The following is a 19,237-nucleotide window of genomic DNA, read 5'->3' on the forward strand; positions in this document are numbered from 1 at the left end:
CGGCCGTCGCGTCTTGGCGCCGGTGCGCGCGGCGCATGCCGATTTCGGCATACTCCCGCGCCACCCCGGCCGCGCGCGCCGATTATGCCGAAATCGTCATCGCGCATGCGCGAACGGCGCAAGACGCCACGGGTGTCGCCAGCCTAAACTGCCCTCGCATTGATCTCATCGACCGCTTCCGGAGAAAGCAAATGGCACCAGTTTGGCAAGGCGTCATGCCCGCCGTCACGACCAAGTTTCACGAAGATTTCAGCATAGACCGCGCGTGGACCAAGAAGAACATAGAAGCGCAAATCGATGCCGGCGTGGACGGCATCATCGTCTGCGGCTCGCTCGGCGAAGCGTCCACGCTCTCGCTCGATGAAAAACTCGACGTGCTCGATATCGCCGTCGATGCGTCGCGCGGCCGCGTGCCCGTGCTGTTGACGATCGCCGAAGACAGCACGCTCGAAGGATGCCGCCAAGCGGAGCGCGGTGCGAAACACGGCGCTAGCGGCTACATGGTGTTGCCCGGCCTGCGTTACCTGTCCGATCGGCGCGAGACGATCAACCACTTCCGTATGGTCGCAAACGCAAGCGCATTGCCGATCATGGTGTACAACAATCCGCTGGCTTACGGCGTCGATATGACGCCCGACATGTTCAAGGAAATCGCCGACGAACCGAAGATCGTCGCGATCAAGGAATCGTGCGGCGACGTTCGGCGCGTGACCGATTTGATCAATGCGACGGGAGACCGTTACGCGATCTTCTGCGGGGTCGACAACCTCGCGATGGAAGCAATCCTCATGGGCGCGCACGGCTGGGTCGCCGGGCTCGTCTGTGCGTTTCCGCACGAAACCGTCGCGATTTATCGACTACTGCAGGCAGGGCGAATCGAGGAAGCACGCACGATCTATCGCTGGTTCGCACCGCTGCTCGCGCTCGATGTCTCGCCCAAGCTCGTGCAGAACATCAAGCTCGCCGAAGCGATCGTCGGCTTGGGCACCGAACCCGTTCGTCCGCCGCGGCTGCCGCTCGTCGGCGAAGAACGCGAGGCGGTGGAGCGGTTGATTAGGAATACTATTGAATCGCGGCCTTCATTGCCGACCCTCTAAACCGTCGCCTTAAACCGTAGTTTTAAAATCCATTCTGCTGAAGCGGCTATTAAGGCCGCTTCCTTCTTTACGCCTTTCGGGTCCGCTCGAAACGCCAAAGTCTCGTTTTAAAACGCCGTCTTCACGGCCCGATTCGACGCGCAAACGGTTGCGCGCACAACAAAACCATCACACTCTTCTTCACACGAATTACCCTCTATCGTCCGATAATTAGCATTTATTTCCATGTAACATCGCGCTTCCTCCACCCAACCCAAGGAAGAAACGTGACGTTCAGACGATTTAAATTCCTCTCAAAACTAGCCGGTTCCGCGCTCATCGGTTGCGCCATGTTCCTGCCGCTCGCACAATCCGCGCACGCGCAGGTCGAAACGCCGAAAGCCCCCATTTACGGCGTGACGCTCGACGATCTGACCAAGTTCAACGCGATCATCGCGTCCTTGCAAAATCTTCCCTACCGCCCGACCGTGCGCGTCGTGTTCGATCCGGGTACGTCGGCGGCCGACTACTACCCCTACATCGTCAAGCTCCATCAGTACGCCTACGTGATGGGCGAAATGTACGATTCGTATTATTTCCCGACGGATCTGTCGACCTACACGGCCCGCGCGCAAGAACTCGTCTCGACGCTCGGCTCGAATGTCGACGTGTGGGAAATCGCGAACGAGATCAACGGCGAATGGTTGCGCAACGATCCGACCGGCCCGACGTCGACGGCCACGACCGAAGAGCAACAAATCGGTCAGATGGTTCAATCGGCCTACAACGTCGTGAAGAGCGCCGGCGGCAAGGTGGCCGTAACGATGTACTACAACCAGGATCCCTCCGGCAACAATTGCTGGGAACTGCCGATGGACAACTGGCGCACGTGGCCGACCCAGTTCTTGTCGTCGACGGTGCGTAACGGCGCCGACTATGCGCTGTTCAGCTACTACCCGTATCAGGATTGCCCGGATCTGGCTCCGTCGTGGAAGAACGACTTCGCCGCGCTGGAATCGCTGTTCCCCAACGCCAAGGTCGGCTTCGGCGAAATCGGCACGTCGAGCACATCGGCGCCCTGGTCGGTTCAGTCCAACCTGATCAAGACGTACTACCCGATGGTCGATACGCTGAACGATCCGAAGTTCATCGGCGGCTTCTTCTGGTGGAATTACGTCGAGCAAATGCTGCCCTATTCGACGAGCCAGTACTTCCAACTGCTTCGCAATACCATTCTTCCGCTGAAAGCCCCCCAGTGATGCGTCGCCTTCATCGAGGGCTCGTCCCGTGCCGCGCCGCGGCGCGGGGCGCCAAGGTTCTGGCCAAGTCGTTCGACACGTAATGCGGCCCGTCGAACAGGTAGGTCGAATAGCCGCGATACGCCGCGAGTTGCGCCCGCAACTCGTCGGCGCTCGCCGCACGAAAGCCGCCGTGCTCGCTCGGGCGAAACGCCTCGGCGATGACGCGCACGCGGTCGCCGCCCAACCGGGCCGACAGCGCATCGAGATAGTCGCGCGCAATCGATGGTCCCCGCGCGTAGACCCCGCAACCGTCTTGAAAGAACACACCGATATCGGGCGGCAGCCACGATGCGAGCCAATCGGCCAAAGCCGTGCCGCCGATGTTCGAGCGGTCGTACACCGAAATCCATAAAGGCCGCGGCAACGTTCGCAACAGTGAAGCGAGCTTCGGCGCATCGGCCCAGGTGGGATCCACTTCGACGGGAAAGTAGTAGCCGGTCACGTGCAACGGCAACGCGATACGCGCCACGCTCAGCGACTCGCTAACCAGTTTGTCGATATCGGCGCGTGCGCGCCTTTCGTCGGCATCGCCCGCCAGCCCAAGAATCACATCGCGCGCCCAAGGCTCCCGGCCGATGCGGGCCCAGTCCGGCATATTCGCCGCCGTAGGCAAGCCGGCGTCGGGCACGAATGCCGTGTCGTCGACCACCGTCCATTGCACCAGTAACGCCCGCACACCAAGCAGTTGCCATTCGCCTACCGGGTTGGCCGTGGCATTGTCGACCTGCCAGACGACGCCCTGCGCGTGGCTATCGTTGGGCATATCCGCGCACGCAGCGGTCAACGCGGTGACGGCACAACTCACGCTCAGCACCGCCACTCGAATCGCGCAACGCCGGCTCATGCCTTGCCACATAACCGCCTCCGATACCCGGCACGGTACGGCACGCCGTCAGTACCACAGCGTCAACTGCGCGGCGACCCCGCGCGCACGCGCCGCCGACGTCAGCGGAATGTGGTACTGCACCGTCAAGTCGGCATAGCTCGCCGGCGCGCTATATCGGCTTTCCCTGAACCAAAAACGAAACTGCACGCCAGGGCCGATACTGATTGCCGTTTGATTTTGTTCCCGGCTGTCGCGATCAAAAATCAGTGCGACGTGCGGGTAAACCGTCAGATGGTCGCTGATTTGAGGGATCGACCAAGTGTGTCCGTATCGTAACTGAGAATACAAAACGTAACGCCCTTGGTGAAGGAAGTAGTCCGCCTCCGCATAGACTTGCCACGCTCGCCAGCTCGGTTCGGTGACGCGCAAATCATTACCCGCTTCGGATGAATAACCGAAACGCAAGAGCCAATCGTTTTGCGAAAGACTGCCTAATCGCACCAAGCGTTCGCCACTCAGAACGAGATTCTGATCGACAAGCGGTTTATAACGCGCACCGACGGATCCCTGCAGCGTCGGCAAACCGGTCACGTTGCCCGATCCGTCGTAGGCCGTGCCGTAGCCTCGCACGAAGAACTGAAACAGCCGCCCGTTTCGATTGCCGATCTTCGGCGGCTGCCAATACGCTTCGATACCGGGCTGCAAGACGCTCACAGTGCCTTGATACGAAAACGCCGACACTTGATAAGGCAAGCTGACGACGAACCCCCACGTTCGTTCGAGCTGCTGCACCTCGCGGCGATAGCCGAAGCGCCGCTGATCGTCGAATGCATGCTCATGGTCGTCCGCGTCTAGGCTTGCTTCGAACAACTTGACTGCCTCGTCGTTCTCGCCCAAGCGCTTGGCCGCATAGCCCGCGTCGGCATAGTTGCCCGCCTTGCCTCCCCCGAGTTCAAACCCCTTTTGAAATGCCGCGAGCGCATCGTTGTCCTTGTTCTCTCGCAGTAGATCGTAGGCTTGTTGCAGCGTCTTTTGCGCTTGCTCATCGCGCGGATCGGGCTCGCTTTGCTGGGCGAAGCCGATCAAAGCGGCCGCGCTCTTCTTATCGTCGTCGGTTACCGCATTGGCTTGCGCAAGTTGTGCCGCCGCGAGCGCGCCCTTGCGATCGCCGTTGCGTAGACGCAGTTGGGCCACGCGCAATTGCACCGCCACGTCGGGGTCGTTCTCGATCGGGCTAAGTGCCTTGCCTGCCTGATCGGGCTCGTGCGCCATCAACGCGCTATCGGCCCACGCAAGCCGCAAGTTGCGTTGCTGAGCAGCGTTCCACGAGCCCTTATCGAGTGCCGCCGAAAAATCGCCGATCGCTTGCTCGTAACGCTGCTGCCTTTGTTCCAAGAAGCCGTGTTGTGCGAGTACGTTGCCGTCGTCGGGATAGCGGGCAAGGAGTCCGTTGGCCTGCCTATCGGCCTCTTCGATCTTGCCCTCGCGGAGATAGACGTCGAGCAGCAGCAGTCCGAGCTGCATGTTCGAAGGCTGCACTTTCAACGCGCGCGATACGTAGGTCTCCGCCTGCGGCAGATCGCCCGCCGCGATCGCCTTGTACGCGGCATCGGCGAGCCGATACGCCCGCGGCGTCAGCTTTTGCGGCTGGGCCAAGGCCGCGTTCGCGTAAAGCGCGAGTGCGGCTATCGCCGCAAGCCCGCCCGTGCGGACGATCGCCCGAAGGCGCCTCGTTCGCTTCGATCGTGCGCGTTTCATCAGGATTCCCCCGGTTTGGCCGACGGTACGACGCAGCTCGCTTGCGATGCGGTGCCGGCGTCCCGATCGAGGTCCGCGCGCCGCGCGTGACGCGCGAGTTCGGCCGCGATTTCCGCATCGTTTGCCACGAAGTACGCGACGTTGCAGCCCGCGGCACGCTTGACGGTCTCGCGCTCGTCTTCCGTGAGGGGACTGCCGACGGCAACGTTCAAGGTGCCGTCGTCGGCCGTCGAAAACGGCACGGCCCGATAGGTTTGTTGTAGCTCGAGTGCGAAGGCCGCTTTGAAATGCCCGGCCGCGACATTGGCGAGGCTCACGCGCGGCAATTCGGCCTGCTCGGCGAGCGCATCAGCGAGCGTTCCGCGCCGACGGCTTCGGCTTCGAGCAACAACTCGCCGAGCCGCCTGCCGCATTCGGCTTGGCGCGCAAGACACGCCTCGATCTGTGCGAGCGTGACGACGCCCCATTCGACGAGAATCTCGCCCAGCTTGCGTCTCGCTTTGCCGAGTTGATCGTTCGACAAGTAGGTGTGACTCGTCTTATCCCATGCGATGGGTTTGCCCGTGATGAGGTGGTTGATAAAGATGCGCCACGCGCGGGAGACCGCCAAAAAGTTGATCAGGTTGTTGACGAACATGCGCGGCAACGACAGCGCGCCTTGCAATGCGCCGTTCAGCTTCGCGACGAAGTAAAAGCGCTCGCTCAGTCGCAGCGCGAGCATGACGGTGTTGGCCGCCAGCAGCGGCGCAAGAGAACCGCTCACCAGCCCCTCGCCCGCCGCGCCCGGCGGCGCAAGTCCCGCCGCGCGCAATCCTGCCAATGCCAGGTAGTTGATCAGCACGGCATACGCCACGATCGAGATGAGCGACGTGACCATTCCCTTGCGATCGCGAAAGAACATATAGCGGTCGCGCCAACTGCCCCGCCAGCCGAGTTGCTGCCACCCTTGGAACGAGATGCCTAAAATCCAGCGCGTCCGCTGGCGATAGGCCGTGCGCAGCGTACTCGGGAAATATTCGCGCGTCGCAAGCAGGTTGCGTGCGCTCGCGGCGCGCCGCCGATGCCGCCTCACTTTCTCCCGCACGACTTCGGCGATAGGAAACCGCGCGAACATCTCTTTCATGCCGAGTTCGCGCAGGCGAAAGCTGAAATCGTAGTCCTCGGTCAGCGTCGACGTATTGAACGGCTTGCCGCCGCGCTCGACGGAGACGGTTTCGATCGCACGGCGGCTGTAACATGACGCTACGCCTGCGCCCGGGACGATGCCCGTCAACAGTTGCCGGGACGGGATATCCTTTTGATGCGTTTCGCTGAAGTCGTCCATGTACGTGCCGGCGACGAACTCGTTCCATTTTCGCGGCAGCGACAACACCGGCAACTGGACGAGATCGTGATCGACGATCGCGTAATTGAAGTACTTGAGTTCGATCGGATGAATCACGTCTTCGCAGTCGTGCATGATGACGCCCGCGAATTGGAGGTGATGGGTCGTTTCATAGCGGCGAATGGCGCCGATGATCCAATTCAAGCAGTCGGCCTTGCAAGTCGGCCCATCGTTGAGCACCGTGGCACGTACGACGCGGCCCGGATGGCGTCGTACCATCCGCTCGACCTCGGCCGTCGTTTCCGCATCGTTGTGGTAGGTACCGGCGAAGATGACGTAATGCTCGTACTCCATCGTCGCCAAGGTGTTTTCGATCATTTTGGCGATGACGTCGTACTCCTTCCACGCCGGTACCATGATCGCCAAGTACTGCTCGTCGAGATCGCGCAGCGCCTGCGCATCGACGCTCGCGCTCGATTCGCCGCGCAGCATGCGTCTGATTTCGAATAGCCAGTAGCAACAGTCGAGAAACAGGTCGTCCAACGTGCTAATAAAAATGATGATCGCCGTCGCCATTGCGACTGCGTTCAACCCGTCTATATAGGATCCCCACACCGATATCTCGTGCATTTTCTAGCAACGCTCGTTGACCCTGCCCAAGCATCGTGCGATGAATGCGGGACGGCGACCGTTCGTCGTCCCACACTGATCGCAGGTCATGCGCAGGTCACACACAGCTCACGCCGAACGCAATGCATGTAATCCGGAAGCGATTGCGTTATGCAACGGCAGGGGATGCGGTGTCGCGTGGTTCATCGATCCGACCGCCGCGGGCACGCTCATCAATCCGTCGACTATTCGCTCGCTTGCATGGCCGTCGCCATAGGGATTGTTGGCGTGCGCCATGGCCATGTATTGGCTTCGGTCGTCCAGCAGTTGGCGCACCTCGGACACGATACGTTCGGTATGCGTACCGACCAGCCTCGCGGTACCCGCGCGCACGGCTTCCGGCCGTTCCGTCGTCTCGCGCGTGACGAGCACGGGCTTGCCGAGCGCCGGCGCTTCCTCTTGAATGCCGCCCGAATCCGTAATGATCAGATAGGCCTTCGACATCAAATAGACGAACGGCAAGTAGTCCTGCGGCTCGATCAAATGGACGTTGGGTTGATCGCGGAGCACCGCGTTCACCGGTGCGCGGACGTTCGGATTCAAGTGAACGGGGTAGACGAGCTGAACGTCGTCGTATTTCACGGCGATCTGCCGCAATGCCTCGCAGAAGTGTTTGAACGGATCGCCGAAACTTTCTCGGCGGTGCCCGGTGATCAGAATCAGCCGGCGCGAGGCATCGAGAAACGGATAACGAGCGGCGATGCTGTCCGCGAGTTTCGTGTCGTGATCGAGCTTGCGCTTGACCCGCACCAATGCGTCGATCACCGTATTGCCCGTCAACATCACCTGAGAAGCCGGCGCGCCTTCGCTAAACAAGTTGTGCCTCGCCTGCTCCGTCGGCGCAAAAAGCCATGACGAAACGGCATCGGTGACACGCCGGTTCAACTCTTCCGGCCACGGCGACCATACATTGCCCGTGCGCAGCCCCGCTTCCACGTGCCCCACCGGAATGTACCGATAGAACGCCGCCAAACTCGCGGCGAGCGTCGTCGTCGTATCGCCGTGGACGAGCACGGCGTCGGGTTGCCAATCGTCGTAGACAGTGCCGATCGATTGCAAAATGCCCGACGTGAGATCGCCGAGCGATTGTCCTTCACGCATCAAATCGAGATCGTAGTCGGGCACGATCTCGAACAACTCCAACACCTGGTCCAGCATTTGGCGGTGCTGCGCGGTGACGCACACCTTCGCGCAAATGCCTTCCTCGTCGGCCAGCGCTTGAACGAGCGGCGCCATCTTGATCGCCTCTGGGCGCGTACCGAATACCGTTAAAACCTTCTTCATCTCTTTCCCCGCTGATTTGGCAAATACCGATCTCTAGCGGGCATCGATGCCCGCGCCAGTACGTTGTCGCTTGCTTGCCTCATGCTTGCAAAAAGCTTGCAGTCAGAGCGTAGGAGTTCGGTGCTTGCAATGTCTGTGGGAGCCACCTCATAGCTTTCGCGCGAGTGCGGCGTTCGGCCTCGCGCGAGCACGCCGAAGACGCGCTCGCATGATCGAAGTCAAACTCTCTCGGTTGTCGTTACTTGGCCGTCGTACCGTCGACCCACTTGTAGCCAAGGTTGGTGATGCCCGAAATCAGGCTCTTGAAGTCGCTCATGGCGGGCAGATTCAAATCGGGTTCGAGCCAGTACGGGTGGAAGAACAGCGAGGCGAAACCATCGCGCACGACAGCCGCATACTGCGCGTTCTGCAAAACCTGCTGCCAGGTATAGGCGACGCAAGAGAACGGGTCGATATTGCAGATGTTGTATTGGATGCTGCCCAGGTTTTCCGGAATGATGCGTTCCCCGTAGTAGTCCTTGTTGATGATGTACGGGAAGAACTGCCCGGCCGAGAAATCCTGGTTCGCCGCGCCGGTGCCGATCTGGGGGTTTGCCGAGGTGTAATAGACCGCACGTTGGAACGATGTCGGGAACTCGGCAGCCGCGGCTTGAGAGGCGAGCGGCGACATCTGGTATTGCGGTGCGCCCCAGCCCGCGACCTTGTAGCCGTTGTTCTTGAACTCCGCCAAGCCATCCGCCATCCGCCCTTCGGCCCACTGCACGGAATCCTCGTCGACGGGCCGGTTCTGCACCATGTACCAGAACTCGTAGTCGTTGCCCGATACGGCGTTCTGCAGGTTAGGTGTCGAATCGTATTGGTGCGTGTAGCCGTGCATGACGATAGAGCCGCCCCGCGGGAGCGCGTAATTGAGCGCGGATTTCAGCCCAGTCGCTTGCGCGAGGTGAATCGTCTCGGGCACGCCGCCGTTGTAGTAGCCGTTCGGATCCGTGTAGAGCGGGATCGTCGCCATCGTGAACGGAATCTTCGAGCTGTATAGGTAGTCGCTCAGTTGCTTCATCGAAGCGGTCGTGGTGTAGGCGTCGAGATCTTCGAGCCGAACCAGTGCGCGATGATTGACCGGCGCGCCGGTATTGAGAATGTCGTGCAGCATGTCGCAGATCACGAGGTACCGGTCGGTCGGGCCTATGTACGAGAACGGATCGTCGGCGAAGTACCAGAAGTTGCCCGAGCGGATCACGTAAGGCGCGGTGGCGCCCGTTTGGCTGTTCGTGATCGTGACCAGCGATTGCGCCAGCGCCGCATTGGCGACCGACGTCAGGCCCACATCCGGATCCGCATTCACGGTACCGGTCGATGCGTCGTACGCGTAGTACTTGACCATCGGCAGACCCTTGTAGGTCACCGTATCGTAGAAGCCCGGATTGGGGTTGCTCGAAGAAGGCGCCGAGTTTAGACCCGCCAAACCGAGGAAGTTGATACCGTAGGTCTGGGTGAACGTATAAGCGTTATTCCAAGCCACTTCCCAGAGGTTGTACTTGAACCAGACAACGGTATTCTTGGCCGTCATCACATCGTTCATGAACGCGGTGGGCAGCGGGTTGTTGTAGTAGTCGCCCAAATAGAACGTCGCCGTGGTACTGCCGATTTGGCCGGCCGTGTAGTTCTGGACCGGCTCGATCGTGACCGTCGTGTTGAAATGCCCGAGTAGATTGCGCAGCATGATCGCGTAGATCAAACCGAGCTTGGAATAGGGATCGTTTTGGGGGTTGTCGTACAGAATCAACGTGCTCGCCGTCGTGGCTTGCGCGCGTGCGCTCACCGGCACGGCAAGCTGTGCGAACCCGGCCACCAGGGCCAGGATGAGAATGAACTTTTTCATCTTGGGTCTCCCTAGTCGCGTTCGACCGTGCCGCCTACGCGTTTGACGGTGTTGAGGTTGAACTTGGGACGCCCCGTTTCTTTATAGGCGTCGGTCCAGTCCTTCTTCGACATGCCGGGCTGAATCTGAAAATGTCCGGAAAGAATGGGCCGCGGCGGCACCTTGTAACTGGTGGCCGGATTCGGGCCCTTCGCATTGTTATTGTTCGTGCTTTGCGCCTTGGCTTCATTCATCGCCAAGCCGCTGGAAAACACGACAGTTAAAACCGCGGAGATCGCCAACGGGACGAATCGGCGACGACGGGCGCAGAGGTAGTGAACAGGCATAGCCGGCTCCTTTTGTTCGCCTGCCTGCGTGGTCCAGGGAGCGAACGGGTTTTGAGGGTGCAGCGGACCGCCGCGATGTTCGGGGGAACATCTCGGAGACGCGTCCATGTGGGTCAGCACGGGCCGGATACGACGAAGGGGGTTCGTACGTAATCCGTTACCCTGCGTTATTAGCATGCACGGTTAAGCGCGACCGCGCGCGATGAAATCTATTGAAAGTGTCGGGGCGCGCACACTGATTTGCGCCGCCGCCGTGTTAGCGCAGTTGATATTTTGATAATTTCTTATTCAGAAATTATCAACGTTGCCTAAGCCTAATGAACTTGCGCCCGATTTCATATGACGACAATTCGTCGGCCGGTGCTAGCAGGGTGTAGAAAGTCCAGCTCGAACGCCCTCTTTTGCATTGGAACCACGCACGCCGGCAGAATCGGCCGGCACGGCGGTTGCTGCCCCTCCATGAGCGAATCGTTCGCCAAGTGCCAATGCGCTTGCCGCCCCGCATCGCATTCGACGTTTCGTCGAACTGCGAAACATCGGTTAGGACGCGTTGCTAACATGGTGCGCATGAACTCATCCACCTCATCCCCTGCCTTTACGCCCGCCGTCGCACGCGTCCTCGCGACCGTCAGCGTGGCCTTCGTCGTCACCCAACTCGATGTGACCATCGTCAATATCGCGTTGCCGAGCATTGGCTCGCAGTTGCAGGCCCCCATCGCCGTTCTGCAGTGGATCGTCGACGCCTACACGCTTGCATTCGCTGTCTTGATGCTGTCGGGGGGCGTACTCGGCGATCGCTACGGCGCCCGGCGCTTGTTCGCAGCGGGTCTCGTGCTGTTCGGCACCGCCTCGCTTGCGTGCGGGCTCGCGCCAAATGCGCAAGCCCTCGTCGCGGCGCGCGCCGCTCAAGGTATCAGCGCGGCCGCCATGCTGCCCAATTCGCTGGCGCTGCTCAATCGCGCCTGCAGCCACGATCCGCGTCTGCGCGCGCGGGCCGTCGGGTTGTGGACCGCTTCGGGCGCTATCGCCATCGCCGCGGGCCCCGTGCTCGGCGGTTTCCTAATCGCTGCCTGGGGGTGGCGCAGCATCTTTCTCGTCAACGTCCCGCTTTGCCTTGCGGGCCTCGCCGCCGCGCTCGTGTGGATTCCTCGCTACGACGACGAGGCGGCGCATGCGCACCGGCCCGTGGGAATCGATCTGCCCGGTCAGCTGATCGCCATCGTCGCGTTGACTGCATTTACGGGTGCGGTGATCGAGCTGCGTCCGCTTGGCCTCGCTCACCCGCTGATCGTCGGCGCGTTCATCGCGGCCGCATGCGCAGCGTTCGCCTTCGTTTTCGTCGAAGGCAAAAGCCGTGCGCCGATGGTGCCGCTTGCATTGCTCAAAGATCGAACGTTCAGCGCGGCCGTCGTGTTCGGGGTTTGCGTGAATATGGCTTACTACGGCACCGTCTTCGTGTTGAGCCTATTCTTGCAACGCGCACGCGGCGAGACGCCGTTGCAAGCCGGCCTCACATTCTTGCCGCTCACCGGGGGCTTCCTCGTCTCGAACGTCGTCAGCGGATGGGTCGTCTCGCGCTATGGGCCGCGCCGGCCGATGATGATCGGTGCCGTCATCGGCGCGGTGGGCTATGGGCTGCTGCCGCTCATACAGGCACGCACGCCGATCGTCGCCATGCTCGTCCCGTTCCTGTTGATCCCCGCCGGGATGGGCCTGGCCGTGCCCGCGATGACGACCGCCGTGCTCGCCTCGGTCGAGCATAAGCGCGCGGGCACGGCATCCGCCCTCCTCAATACGGCCCGACAAGCAGGCGGTGCAGTGGGCGTCGCGGCGTTCGGTGCGCTCGCGAGCGGCGCCGGCGCGGCCGCCGTCGTCTCGGGCATGCGGATATCGGCGGCGATTGCGGCGGCGCTGTTGGTCGTCGGCCTGCTGCTCGCGAGCCTGGTTCATCCCGACGCACACGCCAGGGAAGGCGTCGCGGGCGAAACGGAACGCTCGAGCGCCGGCCGATAAGCACGCGCACGAGCGAGCGAACCGATCGACCTCGTCGAGGCCGATCGGCCGCACCGTCGAACTGCCGAGCCAACGCAATCGAATCGACGCTCAAGCAACTAAAGCGTGGCGTTCTGAATTGCTCCGGTATCGATCGCCCGCTCGATGAGTCCTTCGTCGCGGGCCTTGTGAATCGCGTCGGCGATCAATTGCTCGGGGGCAGCCATCTCTGCCTTCAACGATCCGATCAGGCCCGAGGCGTCGAATACCACGAGCGTTTCGGCGGAATCGTCGCGGCTGATGATGACGCGATGTTTGGATTCGCCTTCGCCCAAGCTGGCGCAAAACTGCATGGTGCGTCCGTCGATTTGTTGCTCGAAACTTTGAATCATCGGCAAGCCCTCCTTCTCGCGCACGTCCTTCGCCGAAGGCAAGCAAGTAACGTGCGCGCTGGCGCCCAAGCGGATGCGCCTAGCCGGCCCGATCAAAGCGAAGAGCGCCTCGGGGCACGCGCCGCGTCGATGCTGGCGCCGCCGGCACCCGTGACGTACAGCAGCAGAAAGCCGCCCGCGATACCCACGTTTTTCCAGAAATGAATCACCATGTCGTGCTGAAGTGCAGCATCCGCGACGTTCCAAAAATCGTGGCCCAGGATCGCCGTTGCAATGGTGTAGACCGCCATGAGCAGGCCGAGCGGACGAATCATGAAGCCGACGACGAGGAGAATGCCGCCTATCACCTCGATCGCCGTGGCAACCGCCGCGGCGATTTGCACGAACGGTACGCCCTTCGCCTGCAGGTAGCCGACGAAGGCGCCATAGCCGAGCAGCTTCATCACGCCCGACCAAAGAAAGAGCACCGAGAGCGCCAAACGTGCAATGAGAATGATTCCCGAATCGACGGCACGCGTCATGTATCTAGTCCTCCGAGTCCCGAAATAAAATCGCGCGCCTCGCGGCGCGCGGACGTCGAAGGTCAGGATATGCGCTACGGCGCGGTTTTCCAAGCGCCGAACGGGTTGGCGCTCACCGAACGCGTGCCTATCGCGCCATCTGTTCGACACCGTGCCGTGGCGAATCGCCGGCCGGGTCGTGCTCGGGCACACCGCGTGCGGCGCGCGGCGAAGGCGATTCGTCGCGCAGCCCGCTCGAATTGAGCAGCCTATACAGCGTTGCACGCGAAATGCCCAGTTCGATTGCGGCGCTCGACAAACTGTAAGCATGGCGCGCAAGAGCGTCGCGCACGGCGGCACGCTCCGCATCGCAGCGAATCTCGGCCAGGGTCCGACCGCACTTCGTTTCCACGCCGGGCAGTCCCATATCCGACGACGTGATAAATCGCCCTTCCGCCATCACGACCGCGCGGCGCACGCAATTGATCAACTCGCGCACGTTGCCCGGCCAGCTATAGTTGAATATCGCCGAGATCGCATCGCTCGAGAAGCCGCGGATCTTGCGGGCTCCGTCGCGGCGATAGAGTTCGAGCGCATGCTGCGCGAGCAGCTTGATGTCGCCGCCACGCTCGCGCAACGGCGGCTCGTCCAAGCGCAGCACGCACAACCGATGGTAAAGATCCATCCGGAAGCGGCCCGCGTCGATCGCCGCCATCAAATCCACGTGCGTAGCGGAAACGATGCGGACGTCGACTTTGATCGGGCCGGTGCCGCCGAGCCGTTCGATCGTGCCTTCCTGCAAGAAGCGCAGCAGCACCGCTTGGCATTCGTGCGGCATGTCGCCGATTTCGTCGAGGAAGAGCGTCCCGCCCGCTGCCGCTTCGATGCGGCCGATCTTGCGTTGCAGCGCGCCCGTGAATGCGCCGCGCTCATGACCGAACAATTCCGATTGCAGCAACGTAGGCGGGATCGCCGCGCAATTGATGGCGACGAAGGGTTCTTTGGCGCGACCGGAACGGTCGTGAATCGCGCGGGCGGTCAGTTCCTTGCCCGTACCCGATTCCCCGGCGATGAAAACCGGCGCTTCGTTGCGGGCGCATTTATCGACGCCGCGATTGAGCTGCTGCATCGCTTCGCATTGCCCGATCATCGCACTGCTCACCGCCATCGGCTTCGCGTGGTTGGCCGTGTCGCGCAACGACCAGAGGCCGTCGGCGTGGCCCATCAGAATGGTCAGCCGCTCGTCGTTGCAAGGCAGAGTGACGAAATCGAAGCAGAAGTCGAGAATGAATCGGCGAATCGATGGGTCTTCGGCCTGCCCGGGCCGCACCTCGGCGATCCAAGCGACATCGTTACCCGAGATGCACGATTCGAGTTCGGCCAACTGTTGCGAGCTGCAGGCAACCGGCAATTGCACGAGGCCGACATGAATCGCACCGCGCTCGAGCGTCCGCTGAACTTGTTGTGGCGTCTTCGCGTGAACGACGTGCCAGCCCGCCGCCACGAGCCAGTCGACACAATCCGTGTCCGGCTTGAGCGAGACGAGAAGAACGGTACGTTCTGCGTGCAGCGGATTAAAAATGTTAGTCATGTTGTGTTGCCCCCGAATCGATACGCGAGTGTCCTCGGTCAACGTACCCCGTCGCATCGAAGCCATTTTTGATTTCGATCAGTGTTTTTGCGCCGAGTCGTTACGTCGGCAAACCCCATCCGAAACCACATCGGCACGCCGTCTCATTCGGCAATGCCCACCATCGCGCATTAGCATGCATTGGCCACGACGCTCGGTTGCCTCCGGCCGAGTCATCGTACCGAACACACGCCCCCACCTCGGAATCTCTCAAAAGCGTCGCGCCTGATGCCTGTTGCGCGTTTATTTCGTTATGCATTGCAACATAGCCCCCTACCTTACGAATTACTATAGGAAAAAACGCCATTAGGCCGAACACCAAGTCGCGGCATTTCTTACCGATTCATGTGCGCCGCCGCTCGTTCCTTGTAATGTAGCGTCGCACTGGCATCCAGCCCCCGCCGATGCCGGAGATTTCGAGCGTGCACCCGGTAAAAATGACGTGTTCTGGAGCCTGCGCATCCATTGTTTCCTTACAGTTCCTCGCGGGAACGCCCGCGATTCCTCGTATGTTTTGCCTGGATTGCTGCGACGCGGAAATTCTGTGCTCCGCAAGGCGCGTTCTTCGCAATCGCTTCTAATGCCTTCAATGGCCTGTGTATTGGAGGTGATTTAACGCCTAAATGAAACATGCGCCGTATAGACATCGAATTGGTTTCGTCAACCAATTCAACCGTTATGTCGGCCTATAGTCATCCTATTCGTTTCCGAAACATCGACGACGCCGCTTTATTGCCTTCGTGCCACAGTGGATTAGCCTGCGAACGGCGATAGCGGGCTTTGCGCGCTATTTTGAGGCGCCTAGGCGTGTAGCAGCCCTGCAACAAAGAGGACGCAGCAGCCGTTCGGCACGCGCACCAACGCGACGAGGACCATTGAAATAGCAGCATTTCGGCCGGATTGGCACGCCCCTTGCATCGTTTCGCCCGCAGGCAACGCACGACAGCCACGAGCACTACCCACCCGAGGGCCGACACGACGTGGCGCATCGCGTTTCCCGCAGCGGGGCTCCTTCGGTGTCGCTGCCGCTCGCATGAGGCGACGGCGGCGACACCTCGAAGGACATCAGGAACGCGGTCGTGCGCGACAAGCGCGGTTGGCCTAAATCCGATCTTGCGGCGTGTCTGCTTATCATCGCCGAACGTTCAAGACACTAGGCGATCGTACCCACTGACGTTGCCCTGCTTCGCCGGTTGCAACGCCTGCCGTCCATGCCTGCGGACAATCAGGAACAGCAGCCATACCAGCACCGCTGGAGCCCACTGGCCCACCCCAGGAGTCATCGTCGCCGCGACGGACTGCAAGGGCATCGCCCACGCGGCAAGCAGCGAGAGCCACTCGAAGCCGCGCCCCGAATGCCGGTACAAATCCACGCCAATGAACGCGATGGGGATGGCTAGCCACGCGAGATCGTAATAGAGCAGATACGGTTGGGCGACCAGCGTGCAGCAACACAATGCCGCGGCTTTCAACTCGTATCGGGCGCTCCCCCTCCAAAGCCATGCCGTCACCGCGCAGGCGGGTATCGCGACCACTCCCTGTAGTCCGTATGCCATCCGAGCCGATGCCCCCGCACTTCGGGCGGTGGCGTAAATCGTCGGCATCCCGCGCCATATCTCGGAGTTATGTTCGATCCAGGTGTGCTTAAACCAGGAGACCGTGTGCACCCAAGCCGGCAGCATATCGGCGCCAAGCAAGACCACGCTGACGCCCCATAGGAGCAACGAACACGCCGCTGCGGACACGATGCAGCGCCACTGCCGCGCGCAGATCAATGCCAACGGAAAGATCAACGCGAGTTGAGGCTTCACGCTCAGCAGCCCAATGAAGATGCCGGCCAATATCGGCCGAGTAGGGATCGATACGAGCGCCGCCGCAGCCGCGGCCGCGGTCAGCAGGGAGTTCTGTCCGTAACAGAGCGCAAGCCAAAGGCCAGGGAATGCCGCTACCGGACAAAGCGCTAGCGGTCCCGCGCGGCGCACCGTCGCCCACATCGCCCGAAGATAGGCTGCCGCCCCAACGAAGCTGAACGCGGTCAGTGCGACGTTCAATGGCATCATCCCCAGCGGCAGGAGAAAAAGAAGAAAGGTAGGCGGGTACAGCCACGGTCCGCTGGTGCCTGCGAACAGCGCTCCCGATCGGACGGTTCGCTCGACCGTCATTAAGAGACTTTGATCGAATACGGCTGAGGGACCGTGCGCAAGCGCCACTACCGCCGCACTCCAGAACACGGAAAAATCGATTCCAAATCCCGCTTGCGGCGCCCCGGACCGCGTGAATGTGCTCCACGCAAGGCTGGACGTGAAAGCAAGTTCAATGGCCAGAATCACGCACGAGCACAACGCGATCCGAAATAGCCACGGCTGAGGGAGCTGTCTCATGTCGTTCCTTCACAGGCCCCATGGGCCTTGACCCCTGTTTGAATGCTTCAATCCCGCGGACGCCAAGACAGTGCGCGTTGGGCCCGAACCGCCTGGGAAGACGTAATACCGCGCCCCGACATAGGCAGCCGCGGAGTAGGTCAGCATCCCATCGAACTGCACGAATAGACTGCCTCGGATCAAGCAACGCTCGGCCACGATCACCACCAGCAGGTTCAGCCCATAGGCGAGGAGCGTCACTAGCAGGTAACGCAGCAAAGAGGAGCCGACGGCGCCCTGGTGGTAGAACGTCCACTTTCGATTGAGCGCAAAGCTCCATAGGAACCCAACCGAGTACCCGGCAATGTTCGCAGCGACATTGCCGAGCCCGAAGCAGCGCAGCGCAACCCAGATCACCGTGAAGCCGACCGCCGTGTTCGTGCACCCGACGAGTAAATAGCGGACCGACGCATGTGCGAACGGTCTCAGTAGGGCCTTAGCCGCACGAGGCAGCTCGCGAGCCACTATACGACTCGGGGCATCTTCCGACGCGCCGTTCGGGTCGACTTTCATGATTCCGCCTTCAATACGGCAAGCAACGAGACCCCAAAGGGGAGCGTATGATGCGATACCCCGCTGCCCGTGCGCACCTCTTTAAAGAGGTGCGATGGTAGCGGCGACGATGACGAAGAAACTCGTCGTGCGCGCTCCACAACCATTGACAGGCCGGGACCGTCACCACAATCGATCCACCCGCCGCTAGCAGCGCATGCATGCCCCTTAGCGCACCGACGTCGTCCGATATGTGTTCCAGACAGTCCGAGAAGCGAGCTTCCGGTGACATCGCGCATTCCTCCCCGATCAACGGCCCATCCGCGCATCCATCGCGCGCCTGCGAGCGACGTGCAGCGTCGTGACGTTGCGCGCGCCCGTTTCGCCGCGGCGCGCGGGCAACGTGCTGACGTTTTCGCTCGCTTGATAGCGCCGCCGCACAATATAGATCGGACGTTCTTTGGTTTCGTCGTAGATGCGCCCGACATACTCGCCCACCACGCCGATGCCGACCAGTTCGATCCCGCCCAAGAAGAGCATGATCGAAAGCAGCGACGCGTATCCCGGTACGGGATTGCCGAACAGGAGCGTGCGCCCGACGATCGTCCCGCCATAGCAGAATGCGAGCGCCGCCATCGCAAGCCCGATATAGGTCCAACTGCGCAGCGGTACCGTGCTGAAGCTCGTGATGCCCTCGAGGGCGAAGTTCCAAAGGCGCCATCCGGAGAACTTCGATTTACCCGCTGTACGCGGTTCGCGCTGATACTCGACGATCACCGTACGAAAACCGACCCATGCGAAGAGCCCTTTCATGAAGCGGTGGCGTTCGGGCAGGCTCAACAACGCATTGACGACCGCGCGGTCCATCAAGCGGAAGTCGCCGACGTTTTCGGGCAGCTTGACCTCGGAGAGCGCGTTATGGACGCGATAGTAGAGCGCGGCAGTCGTCCGTTTCAGAAACGTATCGCAAGCCCGGTCGCTTCTTTTCGCGGCGACGACCTCCGCCCCTTTCAGCCAATGGTCGATCATGACCGGAATGAGACCGGGCGGATCCTGCAAGTCGGCATCGATAGGGATCACGGCGGCGCCCGACGCTTCCTCGATACCGGCTGTCAGTGCAGCCTCCTTGCCGAAGTTGCGCGAGAAGTCGAGTACGCGGATGCGCTTGTCGTTCGTCACGACGCGCACGAGCTTGTCGAGCGTGCCGTCGGTGCTGCCGTCGTTGATGCAGACGATCTCGAATCTGATCGATTCCATCGCCTCGAGAAGCGGCACGATCGTGGCGAAGAACCCGTCGACCGTATCAACTTCGTTATAAAACGGGACCACCAGCGAAATCAATGGTCTTCCGGTAGGTGCGTCCAT

The 19,237-nt window shown here is 61.2% G+C and carries 14 protein-coding genes and 2 pseudogenes; 3 read left to right on the forward strand and 13 right to left on the reverse strand.

The window, feature by feature from the left end; genetic code table 11:
- Positions 1-191: 191 nt before the first annotated feature.
- Together ACTHN9_RS02360 and ACTHN9_RS02365 are read left to right on the forward strand one after the other, a co-directional pair.
- Positions 192-1,097, forward strand: a complete 906-nt coding sequence (locus tag ACTHN9_RS02360; RefSeq protein WP_440535143.1) for a dihydrodipicolinate synthase family protein — start codon at positions 192-194, stop codon at positions 1,095-1,097.
- A gap of 329 nt (positions 1,098-1,426) precedes the next feature.
- A complete protein-coding gene (locus tag ACTHN9_RS02365; RefSeq protein WP_440535260.1) occupies positions 1,427-2,335 on the forward strand; it encodes a hypothetical protein in 909 nt (302 codons plus the stop codon).
- Positions 2,336-2,345: 10 nt separating this feature from the next.
- Here ACTHN9_RS02365 and ACTHN9_RS02370 read toward each other — a convergent pair whose 3' ends face one another.
- From ACTHN9_RS02370 to ACTHN9_RS02395, 6 genes and pseudogenes are all read right to left on the reverse strand, one after another.
- Positions 2,346-3,233: a hypothetical protein gene (locus tag ACTHN9_RS02370; protein ID WP_440535144.1), complete on the reverse strand. Its 888-nt coding sequence runs from the start codon at positions 3,231-3,233 to the stop codon at positions 2,346-2,348.
- Between the two features lie 36 nt (positions 3,234-3,269).
- Complete coding sequence (locus ACTHN9_RS02375) at positions 3,270-4,961, reverse strand: NfrA family protein (protein WP_440535145.1); 1,692 nt, start codon at positions 4,959-4,961, stop codon at positions 3,270-3,272.
- A pseudogene (locus ACTHN9_RS02380) lies at positions 4,961-6,915 on the reverse strand (glycosyl transferase family protein). The gene ACTHN9_RS02375 and the pseudogene ACTHN9_RS02380 overlap by 1 nt, the downstream one beginning before the upstream one ends.
- Positions 6,916-7,023: 108 nt before the next feature.
- A complete protein-coding gene (wecB, locus tag ACTHN9_RS02385) occupies positions 7,024-8,238 on the reverse strand; it encodes a non-hydrolyzing UDP-N-acetylglucosamine 2-epimerase (RefSeq protein ID WP_440535146.1) in 1,215 nt (404 codons plus the stop codon).
- Positions 8,239-8,476: 238 nt separating this feature from the next.
- Positions 8,477-10,120, reverse strand: a complete 1,644-nt coding sequence (locus tag ACTHN9_RS02390) for a DUF2334 domain-containing protein (RefSeq protein ID WP_440535147.1) — start codon at positions 10,118-10,120, stop codon at positions 8,477-8,479.
- 11 nt (positions 10,121-10,131) lie between these two features.
- Complete coding sequence (locus tag ACTHN9_RS02395; RefSeq protein WP_440535148.1) at positions 10,132-10,446, reverse strand: hypothetical protein; 315 nt, start codon at positions 10,444-10,446, stop codon at positions 10,132-10,134.
- 567 nt (positions 10,447-11,013) lie between these two features.
- Here ACTHN9_RS02395 and ACTHN9_RS02400 point away from each other — a divergent pair.
- Complete coding sequence (locus tag ACTHN9_RS02400) at positions 11,014-12,459, forward strand: MFS transporter (protein ID WP_440535149.1); 1,446 nt, start codon at positions 11,014-11,016, stop codon at positions 12,457-12,459.
- Between the two features lie 98 nt (positions 12,460-12,557).
- On the opposite strand, the gene ACTHN9_RS02405 is transcribed toward ACTHN9_RS02400, so the two are convergent.
- From ACTHN9_RS02405 to ACTHN9_RS02435, 7 genes and pseudogenes are all read right to left on the reverse strand, one after another.
- On the reverse strand, positions 12,558-12,830 hold the full coding sequence (locus ACTHN9_RS02405) for a hypothetical protein (RefSeq protein WP_440535150.1): 273 nt from the start codon (positions 12,828-12,830) through the stop codon (positions 12,558-12,560).
- 92 nt (positions 12,831-12,922) lie between these two features.
- Positions 12,923-13,351, reverse strand: a complete 429-nt coding sequence (locus ACTHN9_RS02410; RefSeq protein WP_440535151.1) for a DoxX family protein — start codon at positions 13,349-13,351, stop codon at positions 12,923-12,925.
- A gap of 127 nt (positions 13,352-13,478) precedes the next feature.
- Positions 13,479-14,921 (reverse strand): sigma 54-interacting transcriptional regulator, encoded by a 1,443-nt coding sequence (locus ACTHN9_RS02415; protein WP_440535152.1) that lies wholly within the window; start codon positions 14,919-14,921, stop codon positions 13,479-13,481.
- Between the two features lie 1,184 nt (positions 14,922-16,105).
- Positions 16,106-17,341 carry a glycosyltransferase family 87 protein gene (locus tag ACTHN9_RS02420; protein WP_440535153.1) on the reverse strand — a complete coding sequence of 412 codons (1,236 nt, stop codon included), beginning with the start codon at positions 17,339-17,341 and terminating at the stop codon, positions 16,106-16,108.
- A gap of 9 nt (positions 17,342-17,350) precedes the next feature.
- A complete protein-coding gene (locus ACTHN9_RS02425) occupies positions 17,351-17,893 on the reverse strand; it encodes a GtrA family protein (RefSeq protein WP_440535154.1) in 543 nt (180 codons plus the stop codon).
- Positions 17,894-17,933: 40 nt separating this feature from the next.
- Positions 17,934-18,146, reverse strand: a pseudogene (locus tag ACTHN9_RS02430) (methyltransferase domain-containing protein); the annotation flags it as partial.
- Between the two features lie 35 nt (positions 18,147-18,181).
- Positions 18,182-19,237 carry a glycosyltransferase family 2 protein gene (locus ACTHN9_RS02435; RefSeq protein WP_440535155.1) on the reverse strand — a complete coding sequence of 352 codons (1,056 nt, stop codon included), beginning with the start codon at positions 19,235-19,237 and terminating at the stop codon, positions 18,182-18,184.

Origin of the sequence: Trinickia sp., from assembly GCF_051953405.1 — a bacterium.
Classification (GTDB): domain Bacteria; phylum Pseudomonadota; class Gammaproteobacteria; order Burkholderiales; family Burkholderiaceae; genus Trinickia.

Bases quoted from the DNA above. Each gene is read 5' to 3' on its own strand.
- ACTHN9_RS02425 (WP_440535154.1), bottom strand. From the start codon at position 17,893: ATGAAAGTCGACCCGAACGGCGCGTCGGAAGATGCCCCGAGTCGTATA.
- ACTHN9_RS02435 (WP_440535155.1), bottom strand. From the start codon at position 19,237: ATGGACGCACCTACCGGAAGACCATTGATTTCGCTGGTGGTCCCGTTT.
- ACTHN9_RS02365 (WP_440535260.1), top strand. From the start codon at position 1,427: ATGTTCCTGCCGCTCGCACAATCCGCGCACGCGCAGGTCGAAACGCCG.
- ACTHN9_RS02410 (WP_440535151.1), bottom strand. From the start codon at position 13,351: ATGACGCGTGCCGTCGATTCGGGAATCATTCTCATTGCACGTTTGGCG.
- wecB (WP_440535146.1), bottom strand. From the start codon at position 8,238: ATGAAGAAGGTTTTAACGGTATTCGGTACGCGCCCAGAGGCGATCAAG.
- ACTHN9_RS02400 (WP_440535149.1), top strand. From the start codon at position 11,014: ATGAACTCATCCACCTCATCCCCTGCCTTTACGCCCGCCGTCGCACGC.
- ACTHN9_RS02360 (WP_440535143.1), top strand. From the start codon at position 192: ATGGCACCAGTTTGGCAAGGCGTCATGCCCGCCGTCACGACCAAGTTT.
- ACTHN9_RS02415 (WP_440535152.1), bottom strand. From the start codon at position 14,921: ATGACTAACATTTTTAATCCGCTGCACGCAGAACGTACCGTTCTTCTC.
- ACTHN9_RS02395 (WP_440535148.1), bottom strand. From the start codon at position 10,446: ATGCCTGTTCACTACCTCTGCGCCCGTCGTCGCCGATTCGTCCCGTTG.
- ACTHN9_RS02420 (WP_440535153.1), bottom strand. From the start codon at position 17,341: ATGAGACAGCTCCCTCAGCCGTGGCTATTTCGGATCGCGTTGTGCTCG.
- ACTHN9_RS02375 (WP_440535145.1), bottom strand. From the start codon at position 4,961: ATGAAACGCGCACGATCGAAGCGAACGAGGCGCCTTCGGGCGATCGTC.
- ACTHN9_RS02405 (WP_440535150.1), bottom strand. From the start codon at position 12,830: ATGATTCAAAGTTTCGAGCAACAAATCGACGGACGCACCATGCAGTTT.
- ACTHN9_RS02370 (WP_440535144.1), bottom strand. From the start codon at position 3,233: ATGTGGCAAGGCATGAGCCGGCGTTGCGCGATTCGAGTGGCGGTGCTG.
- ACTHN9_RS02390 (WP_440535147.1), bottom strand. From the start codon at position 10,120: ATGAAAAAGTTCATTCTCATCCTGGCCCTGGTGGCCGGGTTCGCACAG.